General features: G+C 69.2%; 16 protein-coding genes and 3 pseudogenes. 8 read left to right on the top strand and 11 right to left on the bottom strand.

Annotated elements, in window-relative coordinates:
- Positions 1 to 5 precede the first annotated feature (5 nt).
- From OG953_RS40530 to OG953_RS40515, 4 genes and pseudogenes are all read right to left on the bottom strand, one after another.
- Positions 6 to 320: a PadR family transcriptional regulator gene (locus OG953_RS40530; protein ID WP_405690868.1), complete on the bottom strand. Its 315-nt coding sequence runs from the start codon at positions 318 to 320 to the stop codon at positions 6 to 8.
- Positions 321 to 418: 98 nt separating this feature from the next.
- Complete coding sequence (locus OG953_RS40525; RefSeq protein WP_405690866.1) at positions 419 to 559, bottom strand: hypothetical protein; 141 nt, start codon at positions 557 to 559, stop codon at positions 419 to 421.
- A gap of 218 nt (positions 560 to 777) precedes the next feature.
- Positions 778 to 1209 (bottom strand): annotated as a pseudogene (locus OG953_RS40520) (MFS transporter); the annotation flags it as partial.
- 238 nt (positions 1210 to 1447) lie between these two features.
- Positions 1448 to 1897 (bottom strand): MFS transporter, encoded by a 450-nt coding sequence (locus OG953_RS40515; RefSeq protein WP_405690864.1) that lies wholly within the window; start codon positions 1895 to 1897, stop codon positions 1448 to 1450.
- A gap of 23 nt (positions 1898 to 1920) precedes the next feature.
- Here OG953_RS40515 and OG953_RS40510 point away from each other — a divergent pair, with 23 nt between their 5' ends.
- Positions 1921 to 2250 (top strand): MarR family winged helix-turn-helix transcriptional regulator, encoded by a 330-nt coding sequence (locus tag OG953_RS40510; protein WP_405692363.1) that lies wholly within the window; start codon positions 1921 to 1923, stop codon positions 2248 to 2250.
- On the opposite strand, the pseudogene OG953_RS40505 reads toward OG953_RS40510, so the two are convergent.
- Positions 2186 to 2807 (bottom strand): annotated as a pseudogene (locus OG953_RS40505) (IS630 family transposase); the annotation flags it as partial. The gene OG953_RS40510 and the pseudogene OG953_RS40505 overlap by 65 nt on opposite strands.
- 622 nt (positions 2808 to 3429) lie before the next feature.
- Here OG953_RS40505 and OG953_RS40500 point away from each other — a divergent pair.
- The 4 genes and pseudogenes from OG953_RS40500 to OG953_RS40485 all read left to right on the top strand — a co-directional run.
- Complete coding sequence (locus tag OG953_RS40500; protein WP_405690861.1) at positions 3430 to 4584, top strand: PP2C family protein-serine/threonine phosphatase; 1155 nt, start codon at positions 3430 to 3432, stop codon at positions 4582 to 4584.
- A gap of 43 nt (positions 4585 to 4627) precedes the next feature.
- A complete protein-coding gene (locus OG953_RS40495) occupies positions 4628 to 5071 on the top strand; it encodes a hypothetical protein (protein WP_405690860.1) in 444 nt (147 codons plus the stop codon).
- Positions 5072 to 5309: 238 nt separating this feature from the next.
- Positions 5310 to 5963: a DUF5958 family protein gene (locus OG953_RS40490; RefSeq protein ID WP_405690857.1), complete on the top strand. Its 654-nt coding sequence runs from the start codon at positions 5310 to 5312 to the stop codon at positions 5961 to 5963.
- A gap of 514 nt (positions 5964 to 6477) precedes the next feature.
- Positions 6478 to 6585 (top strand): annotated as a pseudogene (locus OG953_RS40485) (ABC transporter permease); the annotation flags it as partial.
- A 138-nt stretch (positions 6586 to 6723) separates the two neighbouring features.
- Here the strand turns inward: OG953_RS40485 and OG953_RS40480 are convergent.
- Complete coding sequence (locus OG953_RS40480; RefSeq protein ID WP_405692361.1) at positions 6724 to 7002, bottom strand: oligopeptide/dipeptide ABC transporter ATP-binding protein; 279 nt, start codon at positions 7000 to 7002, stop codon at positions 6724 to 6726.
- 478 nt (positions 7003 to 7480) lie between these two features.
- Between OG953_RS40480 and OG953_RS40475 the strand changes: the two genes are divergently transcribed.
- Positions 7481 to 7696: an ABC transporter substrate-binding protein gene (locus OG953_RS40475; protein WP_405690855.1), complete on the top strand. Its 216-nt coding sequence runs from the start codon at positions 7481 to 7483 to the stop codon at positions 7694 to 7696.
- A gap of 105 nt (positions 7697 to 7801) precedes the next feature.
- Positions 7802 to 8716 carry an ABC transporter substrate-binding protein gene (locus OG953_RS40470; RefSeq protein ID WP_405690853.1) on the top strand — a complete coding sequence of 305 codons (915 nt, stop codon included), beginning with the start codon at positions 7802 to 7804 and terminating at the stop codon, positions 8714 to 8716.
- A gap of 325 nt (positions 8717 to 9041) precedes the next feature.
- On the opposite strand, the gene OG953_RS40465 is transcribed toward OG953_RS40470, so the two are convergent.
- Positions 9042 to 9824 carry an SAM-dependent methyltransferase gene (locus tag OG953_RS40465; protein ID WP_405690850.1) on the bottom strand — a complete coding sequence of 261 codons (783 nt, stop codon included), beginning with the start codon at positions 9822 to 9824 and terminating at the stop codon, positions 9042 to 9044.
- Between the two features lie 349 nt (positions 9825 to 10173).
- Between OG953_RS40465 and OG953_RS40460 the strand changes: the two genes are divergently transcribed.
- Positions 10174 to 10716 carry a hypothetical protein gene (locus OG953_RS40460; RefSeq protein WP_405690848.1) on the top strand — a complete coding sequence of 181 codons (543 nt, stop codon included), beginning with the start codon at positions 10174 to 10176 and terminating at the stop codon, positions 10714 to 10716.
- Between the two features lie 32 nt (positions 10717 to 10748).
- Here OG953_RS40460 and OG953_RS40455 read toward each other — a convergent pair whose 3' ends face one another.
- From OG953_RS40455 to OG953_RS40440, 4 genes are all read right to left on the bottom strand, one after another.
- The gene (locus tag OG953_RS40455) at positions 10749 to 11765 is read right to left on the bottom strand and encodes a TolB family protein (RefSeq protein ID WP_405690845.1); all 1017 of its coding nucleotides are present in this window, start codon (positions 11763 to 11765) and stop codon (positions 10749 to 10751) included.
- Positions 11762 to 13060 (bottom strand): MFS transporter, encoded by a 1299-nt coding sequence (locus OG953_RS40450; protein ID WP_405690843.1) that lies wholly within the window; start codon positions 13058 to 13060, stop codon positions 11762 to 11764. The genes OG953_RS40455 and OG953_RS40450 overlap by 4 nt, the downstream gene beginning before the upstream one ends.
- The gene (locus OG953_RS40445; protein WP_405690841.1) at positions 13060 to 14406 is read right to left on the bottom strand and encodes a discoidin domain-containing protein; all 1347 of its coding nucleotides are present in this window, start codon (positions 14404 to 14406) and stop codon (positions 13060 to 13062) included. Before OG953_RS40445 ends, OG953_RS40450 begins: the two co-directional genes overlap by 1 nt.
- Positions 14407 to 14919: 513 nt before the next feature.
- Positions 14920 to 16086: an alpha/beta hydrolase gene (locus OG953_RS40440; protein ID WP_405692360.1), complete on the bottom strand. Its 1167-nt coding sequence runs from the start codon at positions 16084 to 16086 to the stop codon at positions 14920 to 14922.
- Positions 16087 to 16135 lie beyond the last annotated feature (49 nt).

Genomic DNA, 16135 nt, shown 5'->3' with positions numbered 1-16135 from the left:
GCCGGTCACGGGCGAGGCCGGTCCTCGGTGGGCAGGACCTCGCGGGCCGGCTCCGCCAGCGCCCGGCGGTCCTCGGCCAGCGCCGTCTTCCCCTCCTCGGTCGCCCGGTGGACGCGGCGGGTGCGCCCTGCGACGACCCACTGCTCGGAGACCGGCAGCCCGTCCGCCTCCAGCCGGTGCAGCGTTGCATACAGCGTCCCCGGGCTGACCCGATAGCCATGCGAAGCCAGCTCCTGCGCCATCCACGCACCGTGGATCTCCTCCTCGGCCACATGGTGCAGGATGTGCAGCCGCACCGCGCCCCGCTGGAACTCCCTCACCCGTCCACCGCCTCCCTCGGCTCGACAGCACAGCGCCGAATCCGATATCGGGCACCGATACTGCGGCCCGATTTCCCCGCGCGCTCATCGCAGGTTGATCAGCCGGTCGATGATGGTCCGTCGTTCGGCTGGTTCTGGCTCGATCGCCTGTTGAGAACGGCCAGGTCGCGGCGGGCTTCGATCGCCGTGCGCGCGATCGCCGCCAGGATGTCGGGAGGCAGTGCCTCGGCCTGGGGCATCGTGGTGCCGGAGAACGAATGCCGGTCGGTGGCACTCGGCAGGGGGTCTTGACCTGTTCGGAGGTGACCGCCACTCGCACGAACTCCACCTCGGCGTCGGCCGCTTCGGCGAACGCGCGCCGATACGCGATCGACATGATCGTGCCGCCTACCGCGATTCCGAGCAGGCTGCCGGTCTGTCGCACGGTGTTGGTAACTGCCGATCCGGCGCCGGCCCGTTCCAACGGCAGGGTACTCATCAGTGCTGCCGTCACGGAGCCGATCACCATGCCGATCGAGGGGCCCTGGACCAAATATACGATCTCGTTCCAGACGAGTGGAGTACGCAGCCCGAAGAACGCGAGGGAGCCCATGGCCAGTCCCGCCATGGTCAGCGCCGTCGTGGTAACGGGGCATAGCGACCAGCGGCGAACCAGACGGACACCGAGGGGCGCCCCCACGATCGAGCCGAGCGCCGCTGGGGAAAGGGCCAAGCCCGCCTCCAGCGGCGAGAAGCCGCGTGCGCCTTGCAGGTAGAAGGCGCTGTAGAAGCTGGCAGCGGTCATGGCGAAGAGCAGCAACCCGAGCGCCGCATTGCCGCCGCCGAACATACGTTGGGCCAGCAGTCGGGGATCGAAGCTGGGCTGTCGGGCTCGCAGTTCGACGAACACGAAAGCGGCCAGCAGAATCAGTCCGGCGGTGATTGGTGCCCAGACTTCTGCAGGGCTCCAGGAGGCCACCTGCCCCGCACGGATCAGCCCGTGGGCCAAGGGCAAGTCCGCTGATCGACAGCAGCAGCCCGGCCGCGTCCAGCGGACGCGAGGTAGGGCTGCGGAAATTCGGGACCAGCGTGGCGATCCCGATCAACACCAGCACCACGACCGGGATGTTGATGAGAAAGACCGAACCCTACCAGAAATGGTCGAGAAGGACTCCGGTCAGCAGCGGGCCGGCTGCGATTCCGACACCTGCGGATGCCGAGGAAATGCCGATCGCGGTTGCCCGCGCGGCACCGCTGAAGGTCCACATGAGGACGGCCATGGCGGCGGGCATGATCAGTGCGCTGCCCGCACCCATCGCGGCCCGAGCGGCAATCAGTTGGCCGTCGTCGCCGGCGTACGCCGCCCACACCGAGGAGCCGACGAAGATCACCATTCCCATTGCGAGCACGGTCCGGTGGCCGAAGCGGTCGCCCAATGCGCCTGAGGTGAACATCGAGGTGGCGAAGACCAAAGTGTACGAGCCGGTGGCCCATTGCAGCTGGGCATGGCTGGCGCCCAGTCCGCGGACCGGGTCGGCGAGGGTCTCGAAGGTGGCGGTGAGGATGGTGTTGTCCAGCCAGATCAGCAGCGAGGACAACAGGAGTACGGCGAGGATTTGGGCTGTCGACCTCGCAGTACGCCACTCTGATGATGACCGAGGCGCATCCCGGGATGTCAGTCGCGGACGTAGCTCGGGAGGTGGCAAGTTCCCGACAGGCCGCCAACGAGATGCTCGGCGGTCTCGAGCTGGAGGGGCTGATCGAACGGCGCCCGAATCCGACTAATCGGCGTATTCACCAGATCCATGTCACCGAGTCCGGGCGGGTGCGCTTGGCAGAGGCTCGCGTCGCCGTCGACCGCCGTGAAGCCGAACTGGAAGCCGCGTTCACACCGGAGCAGCGAGGCACGATCCGCGACTGGCTCGAAGGTATCTCCGAAGCCTGCCGCTGACCCACCAGTGTCCTGCGTCGGAGATTCGTTGGCAGAAACAGGCGAGTGGGTCGAGGATCTCTTCGGCTGTCTTGGTCCAGGTGAATGGTGTTGGGTTTTCGTTCCATTCCTTGACCCAGACTCGGATGTCGGCTTCCAGAGTGCGCACGCTTTTGTGTGCACCACGGCCGATCTTCTGGTCGGCGAGAGAGCCGAACCCCCTCTCCACCTGGTTGATCCAAGAGGAACCGGTAGGCGTGAAGTGCAGGTGGAACCGGGGGTGCTTGGCCAGCCAGGACTTGATGGCCGGTGTCTTGCGGGTGCCGTAATTGTCACAGATCAGGTGGACCTCAAGGTGCCCAGGAACCTACTTCTCGATCTTGACGAGGAACTTCTTGAACTCCACTGCCCGGTGGCGCCGATGCAGTGAGGTGATGACCTCGCGTGTCGCAACATCGAAAGCCGCGAACAGGATGGTCAGGCCATTGCGGATGTAGTCATGGGCGCCGCTGGGGCATACCCGGCATCATCAACAGCACCGGCTGGGAACGGTCCAGCGCCTGGATCTGCGACTTTTCGTAACGCGGAGTCGGTCAGGGGGAAGACGATCGCCGGGCGTGAACCCTGGTCGCCCCATCCATGAGGTTGCTCCCGGGGCTTCTGTGGGTCAGTCGTCGAACCGCCTCCACTCGGCCGCGGCGCGGGGTCGGCTGTGCGGGAGCACTGCGCTGGGTGGCACGAGCCCAGGGATCGAACCCGATGTCACCAGCCTCGCCCGAGACCCACTGCCACCCGCCAACTCCTCCTGCCCCAAGGACAAAGCGCGTTCATGCAAGTGCGGTGCCGCAGGTGGCCGGAGATCGCCGCTGCAGGCGTCGCGGTGCGCTGCGTCCGTGCCCGAGCGCGGCACGCGAAGCGCCCCACCGAGGTCGCGCGCGGTGGTGAAGCGGGCGATACGACGGGACGTCGTCGTTGCTCGTCGGCCGTACCGGTCCTGACATGCCGTTGGCTGGAGCAATGACCGGCCCGCAGCCTTACGGCGCAGCAGGATGGACGTCTTGACCATGTCTTATGTCAGGAGTTCCGCGTGTACGGGCTGTGTGAGTGGAGCCGCCAGGAGTGCCGTCCGCGTGCGGGCTCCACAGTGGCTCCGTGCTCCGGCGGGGCAGCGTCCGCGCTCGCGCCGCGCCGGAGAGAGCAGTGAGGTGGCCGGGCCGCCCCGGGGCGGCGAGCGACTGGGCGGCGCGGCCCGGCAGCGGGGGCCCGCCGGTGCCGGCCGCGCCCGCATGGATGCGCTGGCTGCCCGCCTTTTACATCGCGGGCATCCTGGTGCTCGAACCCCTTACGCCCGTGCAGTGGCCCGTGAGCTTCCTGCTCATCGCCCTCCCGGTGATCGCCGCCTTCGCCCACGGCCCGGCTGCCGTCGCTGCCGTCACCGTGTTCGCGATCGCCTTCGAAGGGGTCCTGGCCGGCACCCCGTGTTGCGCGGGCCGCTCGGTGAGCTACGTGTGGGAGCGCCATTACGTGGCAGCCTACCTGTGCACCGCTCTGGTCGGCGTTCTCGGAACAATCCTGGCTGCCCACCGCGTGCGCCGGGAACGCACCCTCGCCAACGTGCGTTTCGTGGCCGAGATCGCGCAGCGTGTCCTGCTCAGCCCGGTCCCTCACCGCATCGGCCCCATTCAGGTGGAAGCCCTCTACCTATCCGCCGCTGCGGAGGCACGCATCGGCGGTGACCTGTATGAGGCCGTCCCCACCACGTACGGACTCCGCCTTGTCATCGGCGACGTCCGCGGAAAGGGCCTCCTTGCCGTGGAGACGGCCGCCACCCTTCTCGGTGCCTTTCGCGAGGCCGCCCACGACGAACCCGACCTCGCCACCGTTGCCCGCCGGGTGGAGACCAGCATGAACCGCAGGGCCACCCGCCTTGCCGGAAGCGACATGAGCGAACGCTTCGTCACTGCCGTCTTCGCGGAGATCCCCCGCCGTCACGTGGTCCGCATCGTCAACTGCGGCCACCCCCCGCCCCTGCTCATCCGCTCCGACGGGGTCACCGAGCTGGAGACGGCCGACCCCGCACCGCCCCTCAACCTCGGCATGCTTCTCACGGAGGCCTACCGGGTCGACGAGTACCCCTTCCGCCCCGGCGACCAGTTGCTGCTCTACACCGACGGCGTCACCGAAGCACGCGACCCCACCGGGGCCTTCTATCCCCTCCCCCAGCGTGTCCTCTCCTGGGGTCCCCTCCCGCCCCGGGAACTCCTCGACCGCCTCCACCACGATCTCCTCATCTACAGCAACAACCGCCTCCACGACGACACCGCGGCCCTCGCCGTCTACCACCTGCCCGACTAGGAACCAGCGCTCACCCCGCAGCCCGCCGCTGGGAGCGACAGGCGTGCGACGGCCCCGCGGAGGCGGATCCGCGGGGCCGGGGGGATCAGCTTGTCTGCGCGACCGCGGCGAGCGTGCGAATGGCGGGCAGGTCGGTGTACAGGTCGGTTCGGTCAAGTCCTACGGCGAGGGCGCGGATCCCGTCCTGGTGATCCCGGCCGCGTTCATGACGGACGCGAAGAACGACGCCACATCGTCGTACAGCACCGGCTACAGCTCCGCCGTCGAGCAGAAGCTCACCAAGGCGGGCAGGGGCTGGAAGCTCATCGTCACCCCGGACGCGATGTGGCCGGCCGCACCCGAGCAGCAGTACCCGGTCACGATCGACCCGACGATCGCCATCGCCCCGACGCCGACCACGGCCCAGGACGTGATGATCTCCTCGGACGGCCCGCGGACGAACTACGACGACAACTGGCGTCTACAGCGCCAACGCGATCACGGGTGAGCTGTCCGGCACCGCGGTCGTGGTCGTCGACGGCGACGCCGGAATGACCGCGGCCGTGGTTCCTGGCCCGCGTCGGGAGCCCGGCGTCGAGCGCCGCCTGTTCAACGGGAGGCAGCCATGACCGAGCGCGACGCCATACCCCACGAATTCACCCAGGGGCTACGCCCGATGTCACAGGCATCGAGTGGTTTGACGCACTCAGCTCAGCCCGGAGGAGCAGTCCGAGACGCTGCGGTTCTTGTCCCACCAGTGCATCCAGGCTCGCGCCGCCGCCGACGACGGACCGGAGAGTGTCCGCCGTACCGGGCTGCGCCCGACGCACACGCCCGCAGTACTGATCACACGCGGCCGGATCGACCAGCAACTGGGGAAGATCGCCTGCCTCGCTCGGAAGGCGTTCCGGCTGCTGATCGCGGTACCCGCGATTGGCGACGAACGGCGCCGCGAGCGCCTCCGTTCCGACGGGTGCGCGGTCACTGTTAGCACAGGCTGTCCGTCGCTGACGGATTCCCTCGGACGGTATCTGCGCACGGCTCGGATCCTGTATCCGGCGTGCTCGCTTTACTGCCCAGGCCGGTTCCGGCGGGCCCCGCACACGTGGGTGGAGCTGGCCTGTACCTGTCGAAGACGGGTGGCGTTCGGCAATTGGTCCATGACTGGCGCATCGTCCTCCAGGGCGACTGCGGAGGGTGGTTCGAGACCGTCCGCGGCCCGCTCTCCGAGCTCGGAATCCCAGTGTCCTGACCGTCGTGCCCGGCCCGACCGGGCTACGGGTGGCACGTGGCGCGACTCGCGCGAAGGACCCGCTGAGCGCGGCGTAGGTCCCAGTGGCGCGCCGCGGGTCCCGCCCCGGAGCCAGCAAACAGTCCAACATCACCACCAACGACGTTGAGCCGAACGGGTGACGAGCTGGGTGGTCAGGGCTTCAAGATCATCCCATGGCCCCTTTGGGGCTTACCTCGGCGCTACCCCGAGATGGCCCCGAATTGCAAGACCCGGACGAGGTAGCCGATCACCGGTGGTCTGTCACCGTTTCTTCCACGCTCTCTTGGCCTGCTCGGGGTCAGGTTGATCAGCGGCATGACGAGTCCGGGACTCGGACGCTCACCGTGAGTCACTTTCCCGGGCCGCAAGCGTCGTCCGTAGGCCTGGTGTCCCGTCCTGATGTCAGTGGTCCTGAGGGGTACTGTGCTCCGGCTCCTCCAGGTATTCGGGGCAGTCGGGGTTGCGGCAGGGGCCCGGGCCCCGCACGGGCACGAAGACTCCGAGAGTCTTGTGCCGCCTCATGATGGTGGCGGCCACGGGGTGCTTACAAACTGGGCACACAAGCAGCCCCTGAGGACCGGTCTCATGCTCAACTTTGATCATTCTTTAACAATAGGCCGTTGTGGTCCGTACAACCTTCCCGCGAGACAACCTTCCCGCTGTCGATGCCGGGCGTGGTTTCCGGCGCGTTGCTGACGTTCGTCCCGGCCGGCAGTGACTACGTGAACGCCGAACGCCTCGGCTCCACCATGTGGTCGACGACCCACCGCCGGGCGAGCCGTCGGCCCACCCGAAGGGTCCCTCAACCGGCACCGCCAAGGTGATGCGCGGCGGCTCGCACATGCGCCACGCGTCCCGAAGGGGCGAGCCCACCGCTCGCGCGCTGCTCAGGAAATCAACGGCCGGTGGCACGCGGCTGCGCGGCCCGGGGCAACCTCACGCATCGCGGGTGTCTCTGCTGAGCAGCGGGCGTCGGCGAGTGGGCAGCGGGTTCGGAAGCGGCAGCCGGAGGGCGGGGCCAGCGGGGACGGCGGGTCGGCGGGGAGTAGACAGGGCGGGCGGGAGGCCCACCGCGTCCAGCTGTCGTGCGACGACGGCCACGCGGTCGCGCGCCGGCTGACCCGGCGGCGTGGGTTGAGTGACGAGAGCGGGTCCCGGAAGACCATCTGCATTCTGGGACGCAGCGCGCGCAGGCCGCGGGTCTCCCGGTGGCGGTCGCGCAGGTCGAGGACGGTGCGCTGGACGGTGACGTCGAGGGCGGTGGTGGGTTCGTCGGCGAGCAGCAGGGCGGGGCACCGGCCAGGGCTGCGGCGATGCCGGCCGGAGCGCCGACTCTTTCGGTGGCAGCATCCGGGTCGACGTACGGGTCTCCGAAGAGGCCGAGGCGGAACTTGTCGCGCAAAATGCATGAAGCGGACAAGCACGTCCTGGCAGCAACGACCTGCGCGCTCGCCGTCACCCTGACCGCCGGTGCCTGCACGGCATCCGACGACGCGGTGTCCGGCGGTGGCCCCGCCGAGGCCGCTGCGGCCGACGGCCCGACGGTCGACGGCGGGACCCTCAAGGTCGGTCTGGACCGGCCGTTCACCAAGCTCGACCCGGCCGACGGCACGCTGACTGTGATGGTCAACGGCGACAACGGCGTTGTGCAGCCCTACCTGGCCAAGTCGCGTTGGCCAGGACCATCATCGGCATCCGAACGCGGACGCCACCGGCTGGACTCTTCAGCTGCGCGAGGGCGTGAAGTTCAGCGACGGGAAGCCGCTGGACTCCCAAGCGGTCGTCGACCACGTGAAGCGTCTTACAAGCCGGAGAGTAAGTGCTCCTGCGCCACCGACGCGGCGACCATCGGCGCGCTGAAGGCGAACGGCCCCACCACCGTCGACTTCACCCTCAAAGCACCCAACGCCGCCTTGCCCGGCCTCTTCACCCGCTCGCTCGGCTACATCTCCGAGACCCCCAACGGTGAGGGAGCGGCGGTCGAATCCGGCCCGTACACCGTGGAGAGCGTCCAAGCGGGCGTCTCGGTCACCATGGCGCGCCTGCTGGGGGGCCAAGGGCCACGCCGACAAGATTGTCCACCGGGTGCTGCCGGACTCCGACAGCCGCTACCAGTCCCTGCGCTCCGGCGATGCCGACCTGATCTGGACCGAGACCCCCGCCCAGTTCAAGCAGGCCGCCGGCAACGGCCTGCGCACCGCCACCAGGCCCGGCTCCACCTCCACCGTCCTGTTCAACACCAAGGCCGCACCCTTCGACGACCCCCGTGTGCGCCAGGCGCTCCAGTACGCCGTCGACCGCGAGGGCGTGGAGAAGGTTGTCTTCCTCGGCCAGGGAACAGTCTCCGACGGCCCGATCGGCTCCCGCTCCCCGTACCGCGCCGCGAACACCTACCCGGCCCACGACCCGGCGAAGGCCCACGCCCTGCTCGCAGGGGCAGGCCACCCGGGCCTCTCCTTCGACTACCTGGTCGACAACCGCCCCGATGCCCAGCAGCGAGCCACCGTGCTCCAGCAGATGTTCGCGGAGGTCGGGGTGAGGATGACCATCAAGCCAACGGACGCCGCGGGCCTGGACACGCCTGGCTTCCGCAAGGACGCTCATGCCCAGGGAACGCCTCGTTCAGCTCTACGTGGAGCAAGGCCGCCCCTTCCTGGCCATCGAACGGAAACCGGCATCGCCAGAAGAACGCTCACCGAACTCGCCGATGAGCATGGCGTCTCGCGGCACAGCCCCCGCCCACCAACCGAGATCGACCGGAATTGGCTGTACGAGCAGTACGTCAACCAGGGCCGCACACTCAGCGCCCTCGCTCGCGAGAAGGCCATCTCCCGGGCCGCCGTAGTGCGCTGGTGCGACATCCACGAGATCCCGCCGTGATGGCGCCGACAACAGGCGCGGACCGAGTCGAAGGCAGCCCCCTGACCTTGCTCGCCGCGTTGACGGGCGGAGCAGGTAGGCCTGGTCACCGCCAACCGCAGCCCCCAACCCGTACTGGTCAGAGCCCTGCTGAAAGTCGCACGCACCGTACGCGTACGGGCAATCCTGTGCGTGCCGGAACACCGGCTCGGCCTGCCGCAGGGCGGCACGCACCGGGCGGGGATCGCCGAGAGACGCCGGGTGCGCGCTGAAGCGTGCAGTGACCGCTTCGTATAGCCACATGCGAACGCGGGCTCAGAGCGTCGACCGGTGCAGTCGCCGACTTCTACACCTTGCGGGCGACGAATCCCCACTGGTCGACCGGTTCAAGGTCCTCTTCGTCCGCTCGCCAGAGGGTGATAGACCCGAATCCGGGCTCGACCAACTCCATCCCGTCGGCGCTCGCGAGGATCTCCTCCGGCCGGCGCACCAGGTATGGCGGAGTGTCGCCCGCCGCGTAAGCCTTCTGCGCAGCCAGCGTCTGGGGCGTGGCGACCGTGTCGCAGAGGACCAGATAGCTGCCTGCCACTGTGCCGGCCAGGTACTGGCGCATGAGTTCGATGCCGGCCTGGGGCTGGAGGTGTCCCAGTGTGGACAGCACCATCACGGCCACGGGTCGTGTCATGTCCAGGGTGCGCGCCGCTTCCTTGAGTACCCGTTCGGCTTCCAGCATGTCCGCGTGCACGTAGTCCGTCATCCCGTCCGGTGCACTTGTCAGCAAGGCACGGGCGTGTGCCAAGACCAGCGGGTCGTTGTCGACGTACACGATGCGAGCCTTCGGCTCGACGCTCTGCGCGACCTCATGGGTGCTGTTCTGCACGGGAAGCCCGGTCCCGATGTCAAGGAACTGGGATATTCCCGCTCCGGCCAGATACCGCACCGCACGCGCCTGAAAGGCCCGTGACGCCAGGGCGAGTTCCCGCGTCTGGGGGTAGCTCGAGATCACTTGATCTCCCAGCTCCTGGTCCACTGGGTAGTGGTCCTTGCCGCCAATCCAGTAGTTCCAGACGCGAGCTGAGTGCGGAACAGCGCTGCGGAATTGGTCTGCGTTGTATGCCTCTTGTTTCATAACACCCTCTTCTATCACGGTTGTTAACGCCTCACGCCGTTGCGGCGGCGTGTCAGGTGGCGATGCAACCGCACCTTCGCGAGGGGTTGGCACTTCGGGCCGTCCGCTGTACACCGGCGCCGACGGACGCGCGTGCCGGTGTTGTTCGGGAAGCGCCACCCACAGTTGTACAAGGGAGGGGATCGTGGTGCGGGTGGTGGAGACTTCGGTGACGACAGGCCTGAGGAAGCGTGTGGAACTACGGGTGCACATCCACAGAGTCCGGCTGGGCAGCAATGAGGTCCGGGTGGTTCGACCGGCCCCGGCCCCGGCACGGTTGGCATTGCGCGACGACCGCCCTTGACTGTCGATGTACGCCGACCGGGGCAGCGCCGTCCAGCTCGCCGCCGTGTGGACGCTCGCCGCCCGGTCCGCCCGGTCGCTGGTCTACCTGCCGATTCGGGCCAACCCGTTCCCCGACGGCGACGTCAGCGACGGCGAACCGGTCTCGCTGGGCCTGGTCCTGGTCCATCACAGCCTGCAATTTCCGACCACGTCGTGGAAGCAGGTCCAGGCACGACTCGGTGCCGGTAAACCTCACACCGCGACCACCCCGGACCATGACTTCCCCGCCGAGACCGCCATCGACTATCAACGGCGACAATACCGGGCGTACCGTGACCACCTCCGTTTCGGCATCGCTGCGCACACTCTTTTCGTCGTGGGCAACTCCACCGCGTTCCGCGAGCACGGCACCGCTCTGCGCGGCCTCGTCGACCAGGCCCCGTCACACCTGCACCGCTACCCGGACGCCGGGCACTTCTGCGTCAAGCTCGGCCCTGGCCCATGGCCACGGGCACGGACCCGTCGGCATGCACCCGCCCGCTTGCACATCCAGTACTGCACCGTCTGACGCGGGCACCACCAGGCCCCGGGCCTCCTCGCTCAGCCCACCGCCACCGGCGACGATCCGCCCGCCACGGCCACGCGGGGTACCCCGGTGCCGTCTGCGGGGACGGTCCAGATGTCGCTCGCCCGGCCGGCCGCGCCCGGCAGCGCGTAGGCGACCGTGCCGTCGTCCAGCCAGGCCGCCTGGTCGTCGACGCTGCGTGTCTCGGCGAGCGGCGTCTCACGCATGGACCGCAGATCGAGGACGTACAGCCGCCAGGGCGCGGCCGGGTCGTCGGAAACCTTCTTCTTAAAGGCGATCCGGGTGTTGTCAGGTGACAGGGAGGGGCACTCGGCGTTCTGCCGCAGCGCCTTCGCCGACCAGTCCCTCATGTTCCCCTCGACGAGGTAGGTGCGGCCCTTGGTGGAGACGGTTGCGTAGAAGCGGTTGTCGTCGCGGGCGAAGGTCACCCCCCAGTAATTGACGTCAGGGGCGTGGTAGCGGACACCGTCGATGGTGAGGGGGATCTCCTCGATGGACTTGATGAGGTAGCCGGTGCGCAGGTCGAGGACGGCGGTCCGCGTGGAGAAGGCGGTGGTGGCGTACGAGTCACCGGTGGCGAACACCGTCCAGGACAGCATCCGCCCGGAGGCGGAGACGCGGGCGCGGGTGGGAAGGCCCGGCACGGTGATCCGGCGCATCTCGCGCAGCCGCCGGTCGAGAACGATTGCGTATGTCTTCGGCAGCACCCCGGGCTCGGCGCGCAGGCAGAGCGCGGTATCACCTGAGGCGTAGAACCGGTCACAGGCGGGGCCGCCGGGGGTGCGGGCGCCGGGGGTTCCGGCGAGCGGCTGATGTGCGACGCGTCCTGTGACCGTGTCCCGGAAGTACAGCGCGGGCCCACGGAGAGTGAACGAGGCGACTGCATCTGCTCGTTGCCCCTCCGACCGGCGTTCCGCGTGCAGGGCGTACCCGACGGAGCCGCCCGCGAGGAGTAGCACCGCGGCCACCACGACGGCGATACGGGCCCGTGGGCCCAGCGGGGGCGCGGGTCTTGGGAACCTGGCACTCATGCGGTCCGCCTCTCGAGGATCGGGGCTCCCGGCCCCTTGGGGGCCGGGGTGCCGGACTGGTTGCGCGGCAGCAGTGCCCAGCCGCCCGCGAGCGCAGCGAGCAGAGCCGATATCGCCGCCCACAGCGCGGGGCGTGGCCCCCACACCGTCCACGCGGCGCCGAAGCCCGCGGCGGCGAGCATCCGGGCCAGCGCCTGGCCGGTCTGGAGCAGGGCGAGTCCGCCCGCCCTGCCGTCGGCGGGCAGCACCGGTCCGGCGAGGGCCATCAGTACCCCGTCGGTGGTGGCGTAGAAGACGCCCAGCAGCACGAGGACGGGCCCGAGGAGAAGCGGGGCCGGGCCGCCGGTCGGAGCGAGGAGCGTGGCGTACACGCCGAGCAGCGCGACGTGTCCGTACAGGAACGGCAGCCGTCGGCCGACCCGGTCCGCGATGCGGCCCGCCGGGACCGCGAGCAGCAAATAGCACGACGCCGCGCCGAGCGGCAGCAGCGGGAACCAGCCGACGGGGAGGCCGAGGCGGCGCTGGAGCAGGAGATAGACGAAGGCGTCACCGACGGTGGCGGCACCCAGCAGGGCGGCGGCTCCGAGAATCCGGCGGAAGGCGGGATCACGGAGTGCCCCAATTGTCTTGCGTGTACGGGGAGTCGAGTTCGTGGGTGGTGCCGGGTGACCCCCGGGAACGTACAGGACGAGGATCAGTACCCCGAGCAGGCCGACGCAGAAGCTGACGACGAACACCGCGTCGTAGGCGTCGGCGGTCGCCCAGAGCAGGGCGAACGCGGCGAGCGGGCCGAGCAGGGCGCCCGTGGTGTCCATCGCCCGGTGCACGCCGAAGGACCGGCCGAGCGCCTCGGGTCGGCTGCTCAGGGTGATCAGCGCGTCACGGGGCGCCGTACGAATGCCCTTGCCGACCCGGTCGGCGGCGAGGGCGGTGGCGATCCCGGCTGTGGCACCGCCCGCGAGAAGCAGGCCGAGCCGGGAGCAGACGGAGAGGACGTAGCCGATCCCCGCGACCCGTTTGTGCCGGCCACCGCGGTCGGCGGCGTGCCCGCCGAGCAGCCGCACGACGGAGGCGGCACCGTTGAACAGGCCGTCCAGAAACCCGAATTGGAGAGGTGAGAGACCGAGTCCGAGGACGAGGTAGAGCGGCAGCACCGCGGTGACCATCTCGGAGGAGATGTCGGTGACGAGGCTGACCGTGCCGAGTGCCAGGACGGTGCCGGGGACGCGTCGGCCCGCCCCGCCGGTGCGGGGCGGGGCCGGTGCGTCCCGGCGGCCTGTGGTCGCCAGATACATCAGTGGCAGGCGTACTTCGGGCTGGTGTCCTTGGTCTTGCCGTCGGTGCCGACGTAGCTCCAGCTGTAGCCGGAGTCGGTGAAGTCCATTTTCAGGACGCCGTATTCACCGCTGATCCGCTTCTGGCTGTTGGGCTGGACGTTCTCAATGGGGTACGGCTCGGCGCCGCCCATGCCGCCGACGATCTCGGTGATTCCGTCGGCTGTGGCCTTCCCATCGGGGCTCTGTGAGGCGAACCGCTCGTAGTGGTGGTCGTGCCCGTTGAGCACGAGGTCGGCCTTGGCCCCGTACAGGATCTTCCAGACCGGCCTGCTGACCGGGTCGTTGCCGTGCCCGCCCGAGGAGTACAGCGGGTGGTGCCAGTAGGCGGCGATGCACGCCTTGCTGTTCCTGGCGAGGTCGGCCTTGAGCCAGTCGATCTGGGCGCTCTGGTCGAAGGAGTTGGAGTCGAGGGCGATGAAGTGCCAATTGCCCTCGTCGAAGCTGTAGTAGCTCTTGCCCTGGGGGTACGCGATCGCCCCGAAGTACGTCTTGTAGCCGACCAGCGATCCGGCCGGATCGTACGTCTCGTGGTTGCCCGGTACCGGATGCGTCTTGTCCTTGAAAGCACCCCAGGTCTTGTCGTAGTAGGCGCGGAAGTCGGCGATCCGGGCGTCGTCGTACTGGCTGTCGCCCATCGTCAGATAGAACTTCGGATTGAGCTTCTGGGCCAGTGCGGCGGTCTTGGGGTGGGCACAGTCACTGTCGGAGGCGGTGCACTGGGCGGCGATGTCACCGGCGGCGACCACGGTGAAGGCACCGGTTTGCGGGGGCGCGCCGTCGAAGGTGCCGTACACCTCGACCTCATACAGCGAGTATCCGTAGGCAGTGCCGCGCGCGATGCCGTACACGCGCAGGTAGCGGCCCTTGCCGGAGAGGGCGGACCAGTCGTCGGTGCCGCCGTTCCCGGCCGTCTCGTTGGCGAGCCGGGTCCAGGTGGTGCCGTCGGCGGAGATCTCGATCCGGTAGGCCTTGGCGTACGCGGCCTCCCAACTCAGCTCCACCCGCGTGACGTTGGCGGTGGCACCGAGGTCGACACGTATCCACTGCGGGTCCTCGCCCTCGGCGCTCGCCCAGCGGGTGGCCGGGTCGCCGTCGAAGGCGTTCTGCGGGCCGAGGCCGGAAGCTTCGCTGGAGGAGGCGGTGGCGGGCTTGCCATGCGAAATAAGAGGGTCGGCGGCGGCGTCGGCCCGGTCGGGGTAGGCGAGCAACAGGCTTCCGACGAGGAGGAGTACGGCGGCGATGACCACGCCGACCGTACGGCGCCGCGTGGGCGTGAGGAGCGGAGCTGAGCCGTTCAGGTGCATCCCTGGACTCCTGGCCTTGGGGGTGGCGAGAGCTGGGCATTGGTGCGTGACCTCGCGCCCCGACCCTCGTGCGGGCAGGGGGCGGCATCATGGTGGCCGGGCCAGAGCTCTCACTGAGCGCGTCACGCCTACGGGGGCAGGCACCGCGCCGAGCCACCACCCAGGATGCTAGCGAACAGTAAACTTTCCTACCAGTCCCCCAACTCCCTTTGCATTGCATCCTGTTCGCTCACCGAGCGAACAGACCCGGCCCGGATGTCCAGGCTCCGGACCGGTGGGGTTCCCCGACCGTAGCCCTGCCCTGCGCGGTGGCTCAGGCGGTGAACGCCCCTCGGCATCCCGCGGCCGTCACGGATGAGATGAGGGGGGATCCCCTTGCGGGTCATGCGCACGCCGATACGTTTGGGTGGTCAGGCAGGTGTGGCGCAGGTCGTACACGCGCTTGCCGACGGGGCTCACCGCAGATGATCCGCGTGCCGTACCCGGGCGCCCGGTCCGGCCGTCCCCCATCGATCAGATGCCCTTCCGCGGGAGCGACCCGGCCCGTGTAGGGCGGCAGCTCGGCCCCGTGTAGGGCGACAGTTCGGCCGTCAGCCAGCGGAAGACATGCGGCACCTGACGTTTCCACAGCCCGATGGTGTGCGGCCCGCTCACTTCGGCCACCACCACCCGCGTCGGGGGTGCTGCCGCCCGCCGCAGCGCGAGGCCGTCACGGTAGCCGTCGTTGCGCCCGCCCGAGAGGTAGAGCGCGACGCGCGGCGGGGTGGCGGCGTGGCGCAGGATCCACAGCGGGTTGTTGACCCGCCGCAGCTCCGGGTCCCGGCCCGTGAGGGAGACCCGCTCGGCGGCCGGGTCGTTGTAGCCGGAGAGGCCCACGGCGGCCCGGTACCGGTCGGGGTGGGAGAGCGCCATCTTCACGGCGCAGTGTGCCCCGGCCGAGTACCCGGCCACCGCCCAGCCGCTCGCGCTGCTCTGCGCGCGGAAGGTATCGGTCACCATCTGCCGGACGTCCACACTCAGCCAGGACTCGGCGTCCACGACACCGGGCACATTGGCGCACCCGGTGTCCTGACCCGCCAGCAGATTGGTCCGCGGCTCCACGAGGATGAACGGGGCAATCTCCCCACTCCGCATCCCGGCCCCCAGCTGCGACTGCACCCGCAGGCTGCCGAACCACGCCTTCGCCGATCCGGGGAAGCCGCCGAGGAGCTCGACCACGGGGAACTTCCGGTGCCGGAAGGCCGGTTGGTCGTACTGCGGCGGCAGCCATACGTAGACTTCGCCGCGCACCCCCGACACCCGGCCGCTCAGCTGGGTGACGCGGACGCCCCGGCCCATCCGGGCGTCGTGCGTCAGGCTGAAGTCCTGTACGGCCTTCGGCTCATTCGCCGGGTGCTTGTGATCTCCGAGTCCGTCGCGCCCGAGATCGGGCGCGGCGACGATGTGGTGTCCGGTGCCGAGCAGGTCGGCCCAGCTGTCGTACAGGCCGTTGGTGTTGTTGACCATCACGAAGACGCTCAGCACGGCTGCCGCCTGCGCGAGGACGACCATCACCAGGCGGACCGCGCCGCGCGCCACGGCGGGGCCGCGTACCCGGCCCCACAGCAGCAGGGGAAGCAGCACGGTGACCACGGCCAGCGCGATCGTGGCCAGGAAGAAGGGTGTCCCCGTCAGGCTCATCACGCCTGGGAGGATGCCGCATGCACCGCGCTGGTTTACCCGCCTTTCC

The organism is Streptomyces sp. NBC_00057, assembly GCF_045041165.1.
Lineage (GTDB): Bacteria > Actinomycetota > Actinomycetes > Streptomycetales > Streptomycetaceae > Streptomyces.
Note: the sequence above shows the minus strand (reverse complement) of the source record. Positions and strands in the feature narration are given on the sequence as shown.

Bases quoted from the DNA above. Each gene is read 5' to 3' on its own strand.
- OG953_RS40525 (WP_405690866.1), bottom strand. From the start codon at position 559: ATGCCCCAGGCCGAGGCACTGCCTCCCGACATCCTGGCGGCGATCGCG.
- OG953_RS40480 (WP_405692361.1), bottom strand. From the start codon at position 7,002: ATGGTCTTCCGGGACCCGCTCTCGTCACTCAACCCACGCCGCCGGGTC.
- OG953_RS40465 (WP_405690850.1), bottom strand. From the start codon at position 9,824: ATGAAACAAGAGGCATACAACGCAGACCAATTCCGCAGCGCTGTTCCG.
- OG953_RS40460 (WP_405690848.1), top strand. From the start codon at position 10,174: ATGTACGCCGACCGGGGCAGCGCCGTCCAGCTCGCCGCCGTGTGGACG.
- OG953_RS40455 (WP_405690845.1), bottom strand. From the start codon at position 11,765: ATGAGTGCCAGGTTCCCAAGACCCGCGCCCCCGCTGGGCCCACGGGCC.
- OG953_RS40450 (WP_405690843.1), bottom strand. From the start codon at position 13,060: ATGTATCTGGCGACCACAGGCCGCCGGGACGCACCGGCCCCGCCCCGC.
- OG953_RS40445 (WP_405690841.1), bottom strand. From the start codon at position 14,406: ATGCACCTGAACGGCTCAGCTCCGCTCCTCACGCCCACGCGGCGCCGT.
- OG953_RS40440 (WP_405692360.1), bottom strand. From the start codon at position 16,086: ATGAGCCTGACGGGGACACCCTTCTTCCTGGCCACGATCGCGCTGGCC.